The 12,541-nt window shown below is 61.3% G+C and carries 20 protein-coding genes; all 20 read left to right on the top strand.

Translation table 11 applies throughout. The annotated features are described in order from the left end of the window. Positions 1-94: 94 nt before the first annotated feature. The 20 genes from GQB00_RS13705 to GQB00_RS13610 all read left to right on the top strand — a co-directional run bounded on the left by GQB00_RS13705 (position 95) and on the right by GQB00_RS13610 (position 12,516). Positions 95-571 (top strand): DUF1367 family protein, encoded by a 477-nt coding sequence (locus GQB00_RS13705; protein WP_165856750.1) that lies wholly within the window; start codon positions 95-97, stop codon positions 569-571. Beyond that, positions 568-957: a nuclease domain-containing protein gene (locus GQB00_RS13700; protein WP_207950794.1), complete on the top strand. Its 390-nt coding sequence runs from the start codon at positions 568-570 to the stop codon at positions 955-957. The genes GQB00_RS13705 and GQB00_RS13700 overlap by 4 nt, the downstream gene beginning before the upstream one ends. A 15-nt stretch (positions 958-972) precedes the next feature. After that, positions 973-1,224 (top strand): DUF3310 domain-containing protein, encoded by a 252-nt coding sequence (locus GQB00_RS21860; protein ID WP_323127289.1) that lies wholly within the window; start codon positions 973-975, stop codon positions 1,222-1,224. A gap of 330 nt (positions 1,225-1,554) precedes the next feature. Further along, the gene (locus tag GQB00_RS13690) at positions 1,555-2,043 is read left to right on the top strand and encodes a hypothetical protein (protein ID WP_165856749.1); all 489 of its coding nucleotides are present in this window, start codon (positions 1,555-1,557) and stop codon (positions 2,041-2,043) included. 144 nt (positions 2,044-2,187) lie between these two features. Further along, positions 2,188-2,610, top strand: a complete 423-nt coding sequence (locus tag GQB00_RS13685; protein WP_165856748.1) for a glycoside hydrolase family protein — start codon at positions 2,188-2,190, stop codon at positions 2,608-2,610. 1 nt (position 2,611) lies between these two features. After that, positions 2,612-2,866, top strand: coding sequence for a hypothetical protein (locus tag GQB00_RS13680; protein ID WP_165856747.1), 255 nt, complete (start codon positions 2,612-2,614; stop codon positions 2,864-2,866). Between the two features lie 5 nt (positions 2,867-2,871). After that, positions 2,872-3,114, top strand: coding sequence for a hypothetical protein (locus GQB00_RS13675; protein ID WP_165856746.1), 243 nt, complete (start codon positions 2,872-2,874; stop codon positions 3,112-3,114). Next, positions 3,111-3,488, top strand: coding sequence for a hypothetical protein (locus GQB00_RS13670; protein WP_165856745.1), 378 nt, complete (start codon positions 3,111-3,113; stop codon positions 3,486-3,488). The genes GQB00_RS13675 and GQB00_RS13670 overlap by 4 nt, the downstream gene beginning before the upstream one ends. Before the next feature lie 172 nt (positions 3,489-3,660). Then, the gene (locus tag GQB00_RS13665) at positions 3,661-3,978 is read left to right on the top strand and encodes a hypothetical protein (protein WP_165856744.1); all 318 of its coding nucleotides are present in this window, start codon (positions 3,661-3,663) and stop codon (positions 3,976-3,978) included. Continuing rightward, the gene (locus GQB00_RS13660) at positions 3,975-4,175 is read left to right on the top strand and encodes a hypothetical protein (protein ID WP_165856743.1); all 201 of its coding nucleotides are present in this window, start codon (positions 3,975-3,977) and stop codon (positions 4,173-4,175) included. The genes GQB00_RS13665 and GQB00_RS13660 overlap by 4 nt, the downstream gene beginning before the upstream one ends. Continuing rightward, positions 4,175-4,534: an HNH endonuclease gene (locus tag GQB00_RS22155; RefSeq protein ID WP_165856742.1), complete on the top strand. Its 360-nt coding sequence runs from the start codon at positions 4,175-4,177 to the stop codon at positions 4,532-4,534. Before GQB00_RS13660 ends, GQB00_RS22155 begins: the two co-directional genes overlap by 1 nt. 228 nt (positions 4,535-4,762) lie before the next feature. Further along, positions 4,763-5,017: a hypothetical protein gene (locus tag GQB00_RS21735; RefSeq protein ID WP_207950793.1), complete on the top strand. Its 255-nt coding sequence runs from the start codon at positions 4,763-4,765 to the stop codon at positions 5,015-5,017. Next, entirely contained in the window at positions 5,007-6,755 is a 1,749-nt protein-coding gene (locus tag GQB00_RS13645) for a terminase large subunit (protein WP_165856740.1), read from the top strand. The genes GQB00_RS21735 and GQB00_RS13645 overlap by 11 nt, the downstream gene beginning before the upstream one ends. A gap of 60 nt (positions 6,756-6,815) precedes the next feature. Then, positions 6,816-8,882 (top strand): phage major capsid protein, encoded by a 2,067-nt coding sequence (locus GQB00_RS13640; protein ID WP_165856739.1) that lies wholly within the window; start codon positions 6,816-6,818, stop codon positions 8,880-8,882. A 68-nt stretch (positions 8,883-8,950) separates the two neighbouring features. Beyond that, positions 8,951-9,289 (top strand): E3 binding domain-containing protein, encoded by a 339-nt coding sequence (locus GQB00_RS13635; RefSeq protein WP_165856738.1) that lies wholly within the window; start codon positions 8,951-8,953, stop codon positions 9,287-9,289. Beyond that, positions 9,286-9,495, top strand: a complete 210-nt coding sequence (locus GQB00_RS13630; RefSeq protein WP_165856620.1) for a hypothetical protein — start codon at positions 9,286-9,288, stop codon at positions 9,493-9,495. The genes GQB00_RS13635 and GQB00_RS13630 overlap by 4 nt, the downstream gene beginning before the upstream one ends. A gap of 85 nt (positions 9,496-9,580) precedes the next feature. Further along, entirely contained in the window at positions 9,581-10,858 is a 1,278-nt protein-coding gene (locus GQB00_RS13625; RefSeq protein WP_207950792.1) for a phage portal protein, read from the top strand. Beyond that, complete coding sequence (locus GQB00_RS13620) at positions 10,845-11,807, top strand: hypothetical protein (protein ID WP_207950791.1); 963 nt, start codon at positions 10,845-10,847, stop codon at positions 11,805-11,807. Before GQB00_RS13625 ends, GQB00_RS13620 begins: the two co-directional genes overlap by 14 nt. Then, the gene (locus tag GQB00_RS13615) at positions 11,807-12,172 is read left to right on the top strand and encodes a head-tail connector protein (protein ID WP_207950790.1); all 366 of its coding nucleotides are present in this window, start codon (positions 11,807-11,809) and stop codon (positions 12,170-12,172) included. Before GQB00_RS13620 ends, GQB00_RS13615 begins: the two co-directional genes overlap by 1 nt. Next, complete coding sequence (locus GQB00_RS13610) at positions 12,172-12,516, top strand: phage head closure protein (protein ID WP_323127288.1); 345 nt, start codon at positions 12,172-12,174, stop codon at positions 12,514-12,516. The genes GQB00_RS13615 and GQB00_RS13610 overlap by 1 nt, the downstream gene beginning before the upstream one ends. Positions 12,517-12,541 lie beyond the last annotated feature (25 nt).

The following is a 12,541-nucleotide window of genomic DNA, read 5'->3' as shown; positions in this document are numbered from 1 at the left end:
TGTCAGGGTTAAGAGCGACTATCGCCCGACTTGGCGCCAAGGCAGCGTCAAAGGGTATGCGGAGCGCATGGGTACCGGTGAGGGAGAGGCTTAGATGACGGGTCGACACCGGCGCCCTGAGCGTTTCCCGCTGCGAGTCAAAAAGGGCGGCTTCGTGCCGGCCGACGTGAGCGCCCGGGCCCGCCTTCGGGACAAGGGCTTCAGAACGGGCGACCTGGTGTTTGTCGAGTTCCGCAAGCCCCGCAACCCGCGGTTCCACCGCTTGGCGCACGCGCTCGGTCGGCTTTGTTCCGAGAATATCGACGCCTTCACCGGTATGGATCCGCACCAGGTTTTGAAGCGCCTGCAGATCGAAGCCCAGATCGGCTGCGAGGAGATGGCCATTGTGGTTCCCGGAGTGGGCAAGTGCCTGCACCTGATTCCCCGAAGCCTGGGCTTCGAGTCCATGGACGACGGGGAGTTCCACGAGGTCATAGCCGGTTTCTGCCGGCACATCGCGAAGAACTACTGGCCGACACTGGAACCGGAGAAGATCGAGGAGATGGCCGGGCTGATGGTGGGGGATTCATGAAGCGGACGCCGCTGAAACGCAAAACACCACTCAAGGCCAAGGCGCCCATGAAACGCTCGAGCATGAAGCGCACCAGCAAGCCTAAGATGACGCCGATCCGGCGTAGCGCCCGGGGCGCTCAATGCATGGTGGGTGTCCCGCACATCTGCAACGGCAATCCGGAAACCGTGGTCCTGGCGCACCTGAACGGTGGCGGTATGGGCCGGAAGCGCGAGGATTGGCAGGCCGCCTATGCCTGCAGCGCGTGTCATGAGTTTCTGGATGGCGGCTATGTCCGCTATGGGGTAACCCGGGATGAGCGCGACCTGCTGCACTTGAATGCCGTGCTGCGGACTCAGGCGATCCTGGTGGAGAAGGGGTTTATCGAAGTGAAAGGTGCGGCATAGGGAATAGGAGAAAGAGTGGTGGGTAGAAAGACGAGATTTCCTGCAGGGCGAATCATACAGCCAGATTCGATCAACCATCCTGTGCATTACACGGCTCACCCGAGTGGCGTCGAGTGCATTCAAGTCACGGAGCACATGAACTTCTGCCTGGGCAACGCCGTGAAATATATCTGGCGGGCCGGCCTGAAGAACGACGCCATCGAGGATCTTCGAAAAGCTCGCTGGTACTTGGATCGGGAGATTGCCCTGCGTGAGGGCGGTGAATGAGGAAGCGTTCGGGACCGTCCCTCCGCCAGCAGGCGAGGAAGTTGGGGACGTGTGGTCAGTGCAATGGGAAGGGCACGGTGATCGGCGTTTTCCATGAGATGGCCTGTTTCCACTGTGGTGGTTCGGGGATCGTGTGCGGCGAAAGCGGCGAGCCGCTGGCGGACCACGAGACGATTATGCAGCTACGGATTCGGCTGAATTGGGCGAATAGGCGGATCCGTGAACTGGAAGACGAGAAGAAGCCCCCGGAGAGGGACGACGACCGCGGTCACGGACCGATGGGAAAGCGGTATCACGGCGATTGAAGTAGGCGACTGGGCAGGGTGAGTGATGAAGACGACGAGAAGCAATGCAGAGCAGGCTGGGCGAGCGATGGCGGAGAAGGTGACGGACCTTTTCCTCGATGTGCTGCTGACCAACGAAGAGGGCCTGGCGTGGGAGAATATGGGGCTGGTTGGTCGGCTGGTGGATTTTAAGGGCCACATGCCGCAGGCGTCTGGGTATTCGCAGGTGGACACGCTTTGGCGGCGAGTGGATAAGATGCGGAACTGGTCCGCGGCGCACAAGGCGTCCATGATCCTCATGCGTCGACTGAGTGACCGCCAGCGGGAAGCGGTGTGCTTCGACCGCGCCTACCGGGGCCGTACCAAGGTGGCGGTGGATCCGTTTGTTCCATTGAAACAGGTCGAGATCTACTGGGGCGATCATCAATGTGCGGAGCAGTTGGGGTGCAGTGTGAATGCGTTCAGGAAGCGCATACAGGAGGGTTACCAGCGGCTGGCGGAGCTTGTTGAGGAATCTGGCAAGCAAGCGGCTTGACGAAACCGCATTAATAGGTATCCTTTCAGCTATTAGGGAAAGATCCCTCAAAGCCGCAGGCCCTTGGCCTCGCGGCTTTTTTATTGCCTGGAAAAAGTCACCCTGTTGCCCGCCTCGCGCGGGTTTTTTTGTTTAAAGGCCCCCATGAATCGCCAGCTTCTGCGCTCACAACTTGAACGGCACGAAGGCCTACGCCTGGAGCCCTACAAGGATACTGTCGGAAAGCTGACCATTGGCTACGGCCGAAATATTGAGGACAACGGCATCAGCCGCGATGAAGCCGACTTCATGCTGGACAATGACATCGACAGCATCGAATCGGAGTTGCGGCGCCTGCCGGCGTATAACGCCCTGTGTGCCAGCCGCCAGACGGTGATTGCGAACATGGCGTTCAACATGGGCGTTCCGACACTATTGCAGTTCAGGAAAATGTGGGCAGCGATCGATTCGATGGATTGGGCGCGCGCCGCGGCGGAGATGATGGATAGCCGCTGGGCACGACAAGTCGGCAACCGCGCAGTTGAGCTTTCAGAGATCATGCGGTCTGGCGAGGTGAGCGGTGTCTGATATGGATCGCCGAGGCTGGCACCTGGACAAGGGCGTAAGCATCGCCCACATCCTGACCACAGTCGCTCTGATGGTCAGTGCGCTATGGTACTTGGCTGGGCAGGACAAGCGGATCAGCAATCTTGAGCTGAACGTACAGCACCTGCAGCAGTCCCGCCTGGAAGACCAGGACCGCACTGTCCGCAAGTTCGATGAGCTGAAGACCGACCTGCGCACGATCAACGCCAAGCTGGACCGCATCATCGAGGGCGGGTGAGTCCCGTGGATACTGAGCACCCCTGTCCCTCCCGGTGGTGGAAGCACCGCCGCCGCGGCTACTACGCCGGCATGTGGTGGGCTGCCATCCAGACCCTGGGCTGGGTCATCCTTGAATTCTGCAAGCCTGGCATCGTCGCCAGTCTCGCCGTCGTTGTGGGCTGGTCCTATGGCATCAGCGCAACGCTCATCATCAGCTACTTCGGCAACAACATCGCCGAGGCCTGGGCCGGGAAGGTGAACCGATGATTCCGTTCGGACCCAAGATCAAGCTGGCCATCATTGCCGTGGTCGTGGCTGCTATCGGCTACGCCGGCTGGATGGCTCGCGGCTGGTTCGAGGACAGCAAGGACCTGGCGGCCATGGAGGCGCAGCAGGCTTTGGTGGCCGAGGTCCGAGAAGGCCAGAGGCAGATTTCTGCCGAGGTCGAGAAGCGCCTGGCGAACCTCAAGGCCAACGAGCGCATCATCGACCGTGGAGTGATCCGTGAAATTCAGAAGCCGATTTATCAGCGCGTTTGCTTTGAGCCTGAGCTTGTGCGCCTGCTCAATTCAGCAGCCCGCGGTGAGGCCCCAAGAGAACCTGCTGGTGAAGGTGCCGACTCAACTGCCGCAGATGAGTGACGGGAGGGGAAAGACGGTGGGCGCCACCATGCGCCTCTGGGCCAGCCAGTACCAGGAATGCAGGATCCGCCAGCATGGATTGGTGGACGCCTGGAACGAGTTGCTGAAGTAATGGCCTGCGCTGGGTGTGAGCGCCGCCGGGCCTGGATACGGAAATGGAGGAAGGTAGCGAGTGAGCGAGTCAGGAAATCCCTTCATCGTGCTCAAGCCTCAGCGGATCCTGAGCGAGCGCCACACGAAGATGCTGATGGATCAGGCGGAGAAGTTCGAGCAGGAGACCGGTTGTCAGGTGATCGTAACTGAGCACGGCATCGACTGCGAAATCCACACCGACGTCGGGCCTCTGGTTGCCGCCATCGAGAAACAGACCGAGGCCATCAACGCCCTGGCCGCCAGCAACATGGAGCTGGTTGAGGCGATGGCTGAGGTCGACCATGTCGATGACGAAGAGAGGGAACCCGCCACTTATATGGATGGGACACCCAAATGAGCAAGGATCTGAACGAGAATTTGGACAAGCTGGTAGAGGAAGTGCGCGGTTCTCTGGACCGGTTCCAGTCAGCCACCGATTACAAGTTTACTCCCGAAATCCGTATCGATTGGATGTGCGCCGGCGATATGCGCGATCCACACAAGTACGTTCCCGGCACCGTGACCGCTGAGGTTTCGATGCGTCGAGGTCGCTGATGCCCGTTCGCCCAGGCACTCACAAGCCGAGGTCGCCGGAGACGGCAAGGCATCAGGTCCCTGGTGCTACTCGCTGGGGCCGAGGCCGTGGTGGCAGCAAGTGGCGCACGCGCCGCCGGCGCATCTTTGAGCGTGACAAGTATCTGTGCCAGATATGCCTGGATGCTGGCCGACTGACGCCGGTCGAGCTTCATGGGCCGCGCCATGGCGTGTGTGATCACCGCATCCCGACTGCCGAGGGTGGAACGGATGCCGACGAGAACCTGCAGACGATCTGTCAGGACTGCGACCGCATCAAGACGGGGCAGGAATCACAAAGGGCGGGGGGTGGTCCGAAACTTGGGGCCGGTCGCGACTGACACCGCGCCCCCAGCTTTTTTTTTGCGCAGTCAAAATTGAGATTTGAAAATTTGAGGGTTTGAAAAGTGGCAAGAGGACGGAAGCCGACGGCTCCGAACCTCAAGGTGTTGGCTGGGACGGATCGGCCGGATCGCGAGGTACCGGACGCCCCAGATTATGACCTGGTCGAGCAGTTCCCTGACCCGCCACAGTACCTGAACGCCGACGGCGCCGAGATGTGGAACAGCATGGGCCGCCAGCTGGTCGCCGCCCGCGTCCTCCAGGTAGTCGACCTGTTTTCCCTCGAGCAGCTCTGCTTCCAGTGGCAGTGCTTCCGCCGGAAGGCCAAGGCCGAAATGGAGCCGACCGCCGCTGAAACCACCGCGCTGAAAGCGCTTTTCTCCGAATTCGGCATGACACCGGCCAGCCGGGCGAAGGTCAGCGCCGGCCAGGAGAAATCGAAGGGCAACAAATTCGGGAACAACGGCAAGCGTGGAGCGTGACTACGTCAAGATCGCGAAGGACTACGCCCGCAAGGCGGTTCGCGATAAAAAGCGGAAGCGGCACGGCCGGTTGATCCGGGAGGCGGCTCAGCGGTTCCTCGACGATCTGAAGCGGGCCAAGAAGAAGAGCTGCCCGTTCTACTTCGATGTCTGGCACGCGAACGACCCGTGCGACTTCCTCGAGAAGATGCCGCACGTCGAGGGAAAGTGGGAGACGCCCACGATTGTCCTGCACCCATCGCACGTCTTCTTCATTGTGCAGCTTTTCGGATTCCGGAAACGCGAGCCGATCCACGTGGCGGGGTGGAGTGACGACGGGCTGTTCTATCCCCGGCGGTACACCTCAGCGCTGTTCGCCGTGGCACGGAAGAACGCCAAGTCGACGCTGAGCGCCGGAATCCTGAATTACTGTCTGTGCTGCGAGCCGGAAGAGGGCGCCCAGGTGATCAGCGCGGCCACGACGTTCGACCAGGCGTCGATCATCTTCAAGGTCGCCAAGGCCATGGTCGACAAGACGCCGGACCTGCGCGAGGCGTTCGGGCTTGAGACCTGGGCGAAGTCCATCACCCGGTTCGAGACCAACTCCAGTTTCAAGGCCCTGCACGCCAAGGCCAGCACTCAGGACGGTCTGAATCCGTCCCACGTTGGCCTGGACGAGATCCACGCTCACAAGACCGCCGACCTGCTGAACGTCCTGACCTCGGCGGCCGGCGCCCGCTACAACCCGCTCTGGCTGTACACGACCACCGAGGGTTACACCAACCCCGGGCCCTGGGCCGAAATCCGGATGTTCGCCAAACGGCTGCTCTCCGGCGTCTTCGAGCACACGGCCGACCACTTCCTGGTGGTGTTCTACGCGGTCGACGAGGAAGACAAGACCGCCGGCATTGAGGCTGACGACGAGTTCGACGAGTCGGCCTGGATCAAAGCCAATCCGCTGATGGATGTGAACCCGCACTTGATGGCGGCCATCCGCAAGGAAGCGGTTGAAGCGCGGCAGATGCCGTCGAAGCTGGCGGAATTCCGGATCAAGCGCCTGAACCGGCCGGCCTCGACCGCGGAAGGCTGGATCGACCTGACCAAGTGGCAGGCCTGCGATGCCGACGTGGATCTGGAATGGCTCCGGCAGTACCCATGCCATGGCGGTCTGGACCTGGCGTCCACTACCGACATCTGCTCGTTCCGGCTGGTCTGGGATGTCGAGGGCACGAAGTACACGTTTGGCTGGCGCTGGGCCCCTGAAAGCGCTGTGGCCTACCGCACTGAGCGCGGGACCGTGCCATACCAGTCCTGGGTAGAGACCGGGCTGCTGAAGCAGACGGAAGGCAACATCACTGACTACGGCGTCATCGAGGACGACATCAAGGCGATCTTCGAGGACTTCAACATCCAGCAAGTGGCCTATGACAAATGGAACGCCTCAGACCTCGTTAACCGTCTGGTTGAAGCCGAAATTCCCATGATTGAGTTCATCCAGGGCCCAAAGTCATACCACCCGGCTATGCAGGCGCTGGAGCGCGACTACATCGGCGGCAACCTGGCGCACGGCGGCGACGCGCTGCTCAACTGGTGCGCTTCCAACATCGTCGCCCGCCGGGACCAGAACCTGAACATGGCGCCCGACAAGAAGCGGTCGGCGGACAAAATCGATGACATGGCCGCGCTGCTGATGGCCTATGGCGTGTCGATGTCCGAAGCGCCGGAGAAAGAGCCCGATTACACGATGCTGTTCGTCTGACGACGACCGCTCACCGAAAGCCCGCCACTGCGCGGGTTTTCTCGTTTATGGAGAACCGAAATGGATCCAGCGAAGCAACTCGAAAAGCTGGCGGAGCAGACCGACCGCGTCTACAGCGCCCTGACCATCAAAGCGCTGGATGACGAGAAGCGGGAGTTCACAGGCATCGCCACCACGCCTTCCACCGACCGGATGGATGACATTGTCGAGCCCGACGGTGCCCAGTTTGACCTGCCGATTCCGCTGCTCTGGCAGCACGATCGGATGGCGCCCATCGGCAAGATCCTGACGGCCAAGATGACCGACAAGGGCATCGAGGTTACCGGGACGATCGCCAAGGTAGATTCACCGCCTGGGCTATCCGCCCGGCTCGATGAGGCATGGCAATCACTCAAGCACGAGCTGGTCCGCGGCCTCTCCATCGGCTTCCGCCCCATCGAATACATGTTCATGGACAACGGCGGCATTCACTTCACGAAGTGGGATTGGCTGGAGCTTTCTGCCGTCACCATCCCCGCCAACGCGGAAGCCACCATCAGTTCCATCAAGTCCTACGACGCCAAGCAATGGGCCGCGCCTGGCCGAACTAAGCGTAGCGTTGTTCGACTGGAAAACCCTGCCGGCGCTTCGGCAAAAGTTGGCTGCACCAAATGCGGCTTAAAACACGTGGATGGTGACGGGTACGACACGTTCACCCGAAAACTCCATGACTGCAAGAATTCAAAACCGAAGCCCCAGGAGGGCCGTGATATGAACATCGAAGAGCAGATCAAGGGCTTTGAAGCCACTCGCCAGGCCAAGGCGGCCCGTATGGCGGAAATCATGGAAGCGGCCGGCGATGAAGGCCGGACCCTGGACTCGGCCGAAACCGAGGAGTACGACACGCTCCAGGACGAGGTAAAGGCCACCGACGACCACCTGAAGCGACTCCGCGACCTGCAGGAGACCAACAAGCAGAAAGCGGAGCCGGTGGACGACCGTACCGGCATGCAGAAGCGCAGCCCGGCAACCCCGAAGGTCACCGAGAAGCTGTCACCGGGTATTGAGTTCGCCCGCTACGTGATGTGCCTCGGTGCTGCCAAGGGCGACCTGGCCACGGCCAAATCAATCGCCGAGAAACGCTTCCCGCAGAACGAGCGCATCAACACCACGCTGAAGGCTGCTGTCGAGGCTGGCACCACCACCGATGCCCAGTGGGCGCTGCCGCTGGTTGAGTACAACCAGTTTGCCGGCGACTTCGTGGAATACCTCCGCCCGCAGACCATCCTGGGCAAATTCGGCGCGGAAGGTGTTCCGGCGCTGCGCTCCATCCCGTTCAACGTCCATATCCGCGGTCAGACCTCTGGCGGCAGCGGTTACTGGGTTGGCCAGGGTGCGCCGAAGCCGCTGACCAAGTTCGACTTCAACGACGCCTATCTGGGCTACGCCAAGGTCGCGAACATTGCGGTCCTGACCGAGGAGTTGATGCGGTTCAGTAACCCGTCCGCTGAAGCCCTGGTGCGTGACTCTCTGGCCGGTGCGCTGATTGAGCGTATGGATACCGACTTCATCGACCCCGACAAAGTCGAGGTTTCTAACGTATCCCCGGCATCCGTGACCAACGGTGTTACCCCGGTGGTTTCCAGCGGCAACGACGCTGACGCCATCCGCGTGGACGTGGGTGGCGCGATGCAGAAGTTCATCGCCGCCAACATCACGCCGGCATCCGGTGTCTGGATCATGTCCGCCACCACGGCACTGAACCTGTCCCTGATGCGCAATGCCCTGGGCCAGAAAGAGTTCCCGGAAATCACCATGATGGGTGGCAGTTTCGAAGGCCTGCCGGTGATCGTCTCCGAGTACGTGCCGACCAGCTCCAGCGGTCACTACGTGATCCTGATGAACGCCAGCGACGTCTGGCTGGCGGACGACGGTAACGTTGTGATCGACGCCTCCCGGGAAGCTTCCCTGCAGATGCTGGATAACCCCACCAACAACAGCTCCAGCGGCACGGCCACCAGCATGGTTTCCATGTTCCAGACCAACAGCGTGGCGATCCGTGCCGAGCGCTGGATCAACTGGAAGAAGCGCCGCGAATCCGCGGTTGCCCTGATTTCCGGTGTGAACTGGGGTGAGCCCGCCTCCTGATCGGTTGATCTTACCCCTGAACCGGTGAGGGCCTGCTTCGGCGGGCCCTCCCTCGACCCGGAGGCAGCATGAAGAATATCCGACTGCGGTACCTGGCCAAGGCCGGGCCGTCCAAGGCTGGCCGAGAGTTCCTGGCCAACCATGTTGAAACCAAGGCGCTCGTGGCGATCGGCCACGCTGAAGTCATCGAAGACCCGACTGGCCGTTACCTCACGCGAGAAATCGCGCCGGCCCAGACCAAGCAACAGGCGCCGATACAACCGCCTGAGCCGTTGGCGTCCGACGCCGTGAAAGAGCTGGCGGCGAAGCATGAGGTCGACCTGAACACCATCACCGGTACCGGCAAGAACGGCCGCATCGTCAAAGCCGATATCGAAGCCCTTATCAAACCCGAGCCGAGCGAATGACCCAGAACCGGCGATTCTCCCAAGCGATCATCACCGTACTGCAGGCCGCGATCACCTGGATACTGCTATTCGGCATGACCGGCGCGGGCCTGCTGATCGCCGGTGTGCTGATGCTTTATGGAGTGGCCTGGGCGCTTTTGTCGGCTGCTGGCTGCTGCTTTCTATTCTCATTCCTGATCATGCGTGGGGTATCCCGTGGCGGATAAGTCCGTACTGTCAGCCCTGACCAGCGCCTTCAGCGCCAAGTCCTACATGGCGCCCGTGGACAATCGTGGCGGCTGGTGGCCCTGGGTGCGTGAGCCCTACGCCGGCGCCTGGCAGAACAACGACGAATGGACCATCGACTCGGTGCTGGCCTATCCGGCCGTCTATTCATGCATCAGCCTGATCTCCAGTGACATCGGCAAACTGCGCCCCACGATCCAACGCCTGAACAGCGACGGCATCTGGCAGGAAACCATCGTCCAGGACGTGACCTCGCTGCTGTCTCGCCCCAACCGATACCAGAACCACATCCAGTTCAAAGAATGGTGGATGACGTCGAAGCTGGTACGCGGCAACACGTACGCCCTGAAGGAGCGGGATACCGGCGGCACAGTGCGGGCGCTCTACGTTCTGGACCCCGAGCGTGTCCAGGTGTTGGTATCCCCGGATGGTTCCGTGTTCTACCAGCTCGGCCAGGACACCTTGAACGGCCAGGAGGAGACCAGTGTCACCGTCCCGGCCAGCGAGATCATCCACGACCGGATGAACTGCCTGTTCCACCCTCTGGTCGGCATCTCGCCGCTGTTCGCCTCCGGCCTGGCGGCAACCCAAGGCATCAAGATCCAGAACGACTCGAAGCGCTTCTTCGACAACGGGGCCCGACCGAGCGGGGTCCTCACCGCGCCCGGTGCGATTTCTGACGATACTGCCAAGCGCCTGAAGGCTCACTGGGAAACTAACTACACCGGCGAGAATGCCGGCCGTGTCGCCGTTCTGGGTGACGGGCTGGAATTCGAGTCCATGCGCATGGATTCCACCGATGCGCAGCTGATCGAGCAGTTGAAGTGGACGGCCGAAGCGGTTTGCACCGCATTCGACGTGCCGGCCTATAAAGTCGGCGTCGGTGACATGCCGACCTACAACAACATCGAGGCGCTGACCCAGGGCTATTACAGCCAGTGTCTGCAGGTGCATATCGAGTCCATGGAATTGGCCCTGAAAGATGGCCTGGGGATCGATGACAGAACGCGCATCGAGATGGATCTGGACGGCCTGTTCCGGATGGACTCGGCGACCAAAATCAAAACGCTTCGGGATGGTGTCGAAGGGGGCATCTATGCGCCGAATGAAGCGCGCCGCCGGATGAACCTCAAGCCGTTGACCGGCGGCGACACGGTTTACCTGCAGCAGCAGAACTACAGCCTTGAGGCGCTTTCCCGCCGTGATGCCCAGGACGATCCATTCAGCACAGGTTCTAACGGTTCCCCAGCGCCTGTTGAGTCGCCCGCAGACGATGACCCAGATAATGAGGCTCGCATGTTCGCCATGATCTTGGAAAAGGAGCTGTCCAGTGAAGCTCAGTGATCTGCAGGCCCAGGCCAAAGCGCTGGCACCGGTTCTGAGGGACTTCGTGTCGAAGGCTGTCTCTGACCTCCGCGAAGAGTTCAAGCAGATGCTGGACGATCGAGACCAGGAGCTGCGGTCGATTTTCAGTCAGATCGAGGTTCCGGCCCTGGACGACATCGCTCGCGAAGCCTCGGAGCTGATCGACAAACCCGCCGACGGCAAAGACGCTGACCCGGAGGTCATCCGACAACTGGTCGCCGATGCCATGGCTGAAAACCCCGCCCCCAAGGACGGGGCCGACGGTGAACCCGGCAAGGATGGGCAGCCCGGGGAAAAGGGCGAACCAGGTGAACAAGGCCCGCCCGGGGAAAGCGTCCCTGTGGAGGAGGTGCAGCGCATGGTCGACGAGGCTGTGGCTCGAGCCATGGAACAGGCCGAAAAGCCGAAAGACGGCGAGCCAGGCCGCGATGCGACGGATATCGACATCTTGCCCGAGATCGACCCGGATAAATCCTATCCCCGCGGCACCTACGCCACCCACGCAGGTGGTCTGTGGCGCTCTCACGCGACAACACACGGCATGCGCGGCTGGGAGTGCATCGTTGATGGCGTTAAGGAAATTGATATCACATCTGTTGACGATCGCACCTTCAAGGTTAACGTCCAGCGCTCCAGCGGCGGCGCGGCAGGCGAGCTTTTCTCTATGCCGATTGTCATCGACCGAGGCGTCTACCGGCCGGATCACGGGTACGAGAAAGGCGACGGCGTGTCGTTCGGCGGGTCGTTCTGGATTGCCCAGGACGATGATCCGGCCGGCAAGCCCGGCGCCAGCGATGGCTGGCGGCTGGCAGTCAAGCACGGCCGGCAGGGCAAGCAGGGAGAGCCCGGCAAGAACGGCAAGGACGGTCGACCGGGTCGCGACGGCCGGGATTTGACCAAGATGATGCCTGACGGGAGCAAATACTGATGGCCATGCTCGTTACCCTGGAACAGGCCAAAGATCATCTTAAGATGGATCACGACGCCGATGATTCCGACATTACCCTGAAGATCCATGCGGCCAGCGGGGCCGTGGTGAGCTACTTGAAGTCGGTCGCGGATGCCTATTTCGATTCGTCCGGGGCTGTGATCACTGATAGCAGTGGCGATCCTGACGTTCCGTTCCAGGTGAAGGCCGCTACCCTGATCCTGACGGCGGAGATGTACAAAAACCCCGAAGGCCTAGTGGAAGACCCGATTGGCGGCGCCGCCCAGATTACCTATGGGTATGGGTACCTGCCTCGATCCGTTGTCTCCTTGCTTTACCCACTCCGCGACCCGGCTTGCGCGTAATGGCTCTGTCAGCAGGAAGACTTCGCCACCGCATCGACATCCAGAGGCGGGAGCAAGTGCAGGATCCGGTAACCGGCGCGATGACCACCACCTGGGTCACCGAGTGGGCGAGCGTGCCGGCGGCCATTGAGCCGCTGAGCGTACGCGAGTTCCTTCAGTCGCAGGCCAATCAATCCGAGATCTCGGCCCGGGTAACCATCCGCTACCGGGAAGGCCTCAAGCCCACCATGCGTCTTGTCCACAAGGGGCGGGTCTATAACCCGGCGGGCTTCCTGCAGGATCCGGACAGCGGCCTGGAATACGTCACCATCCCGGTCACCGAGGGCGTCAATGACGGCGAATAACTGGCACGGATGCACGGTGGTTTGC

The sequence above is a fragment of the Marinobacter sp. JSM 1782161 genome (genome assembly GCF_011421605.1).
Taxonomy (GTDB): domain Bacteria; phylum Pseudomonadota; class Gammaproteobacteria; order Pseudomonadales; family Oleiphilaceae; genus Marinobacter_A; species Marinobacter_A bohaiensis.
The sequence above is the reverse complement of the archived record's forward strand: the minus strand, read 5'-3'. Positions and strand labels throughout refer to the sequence as shown.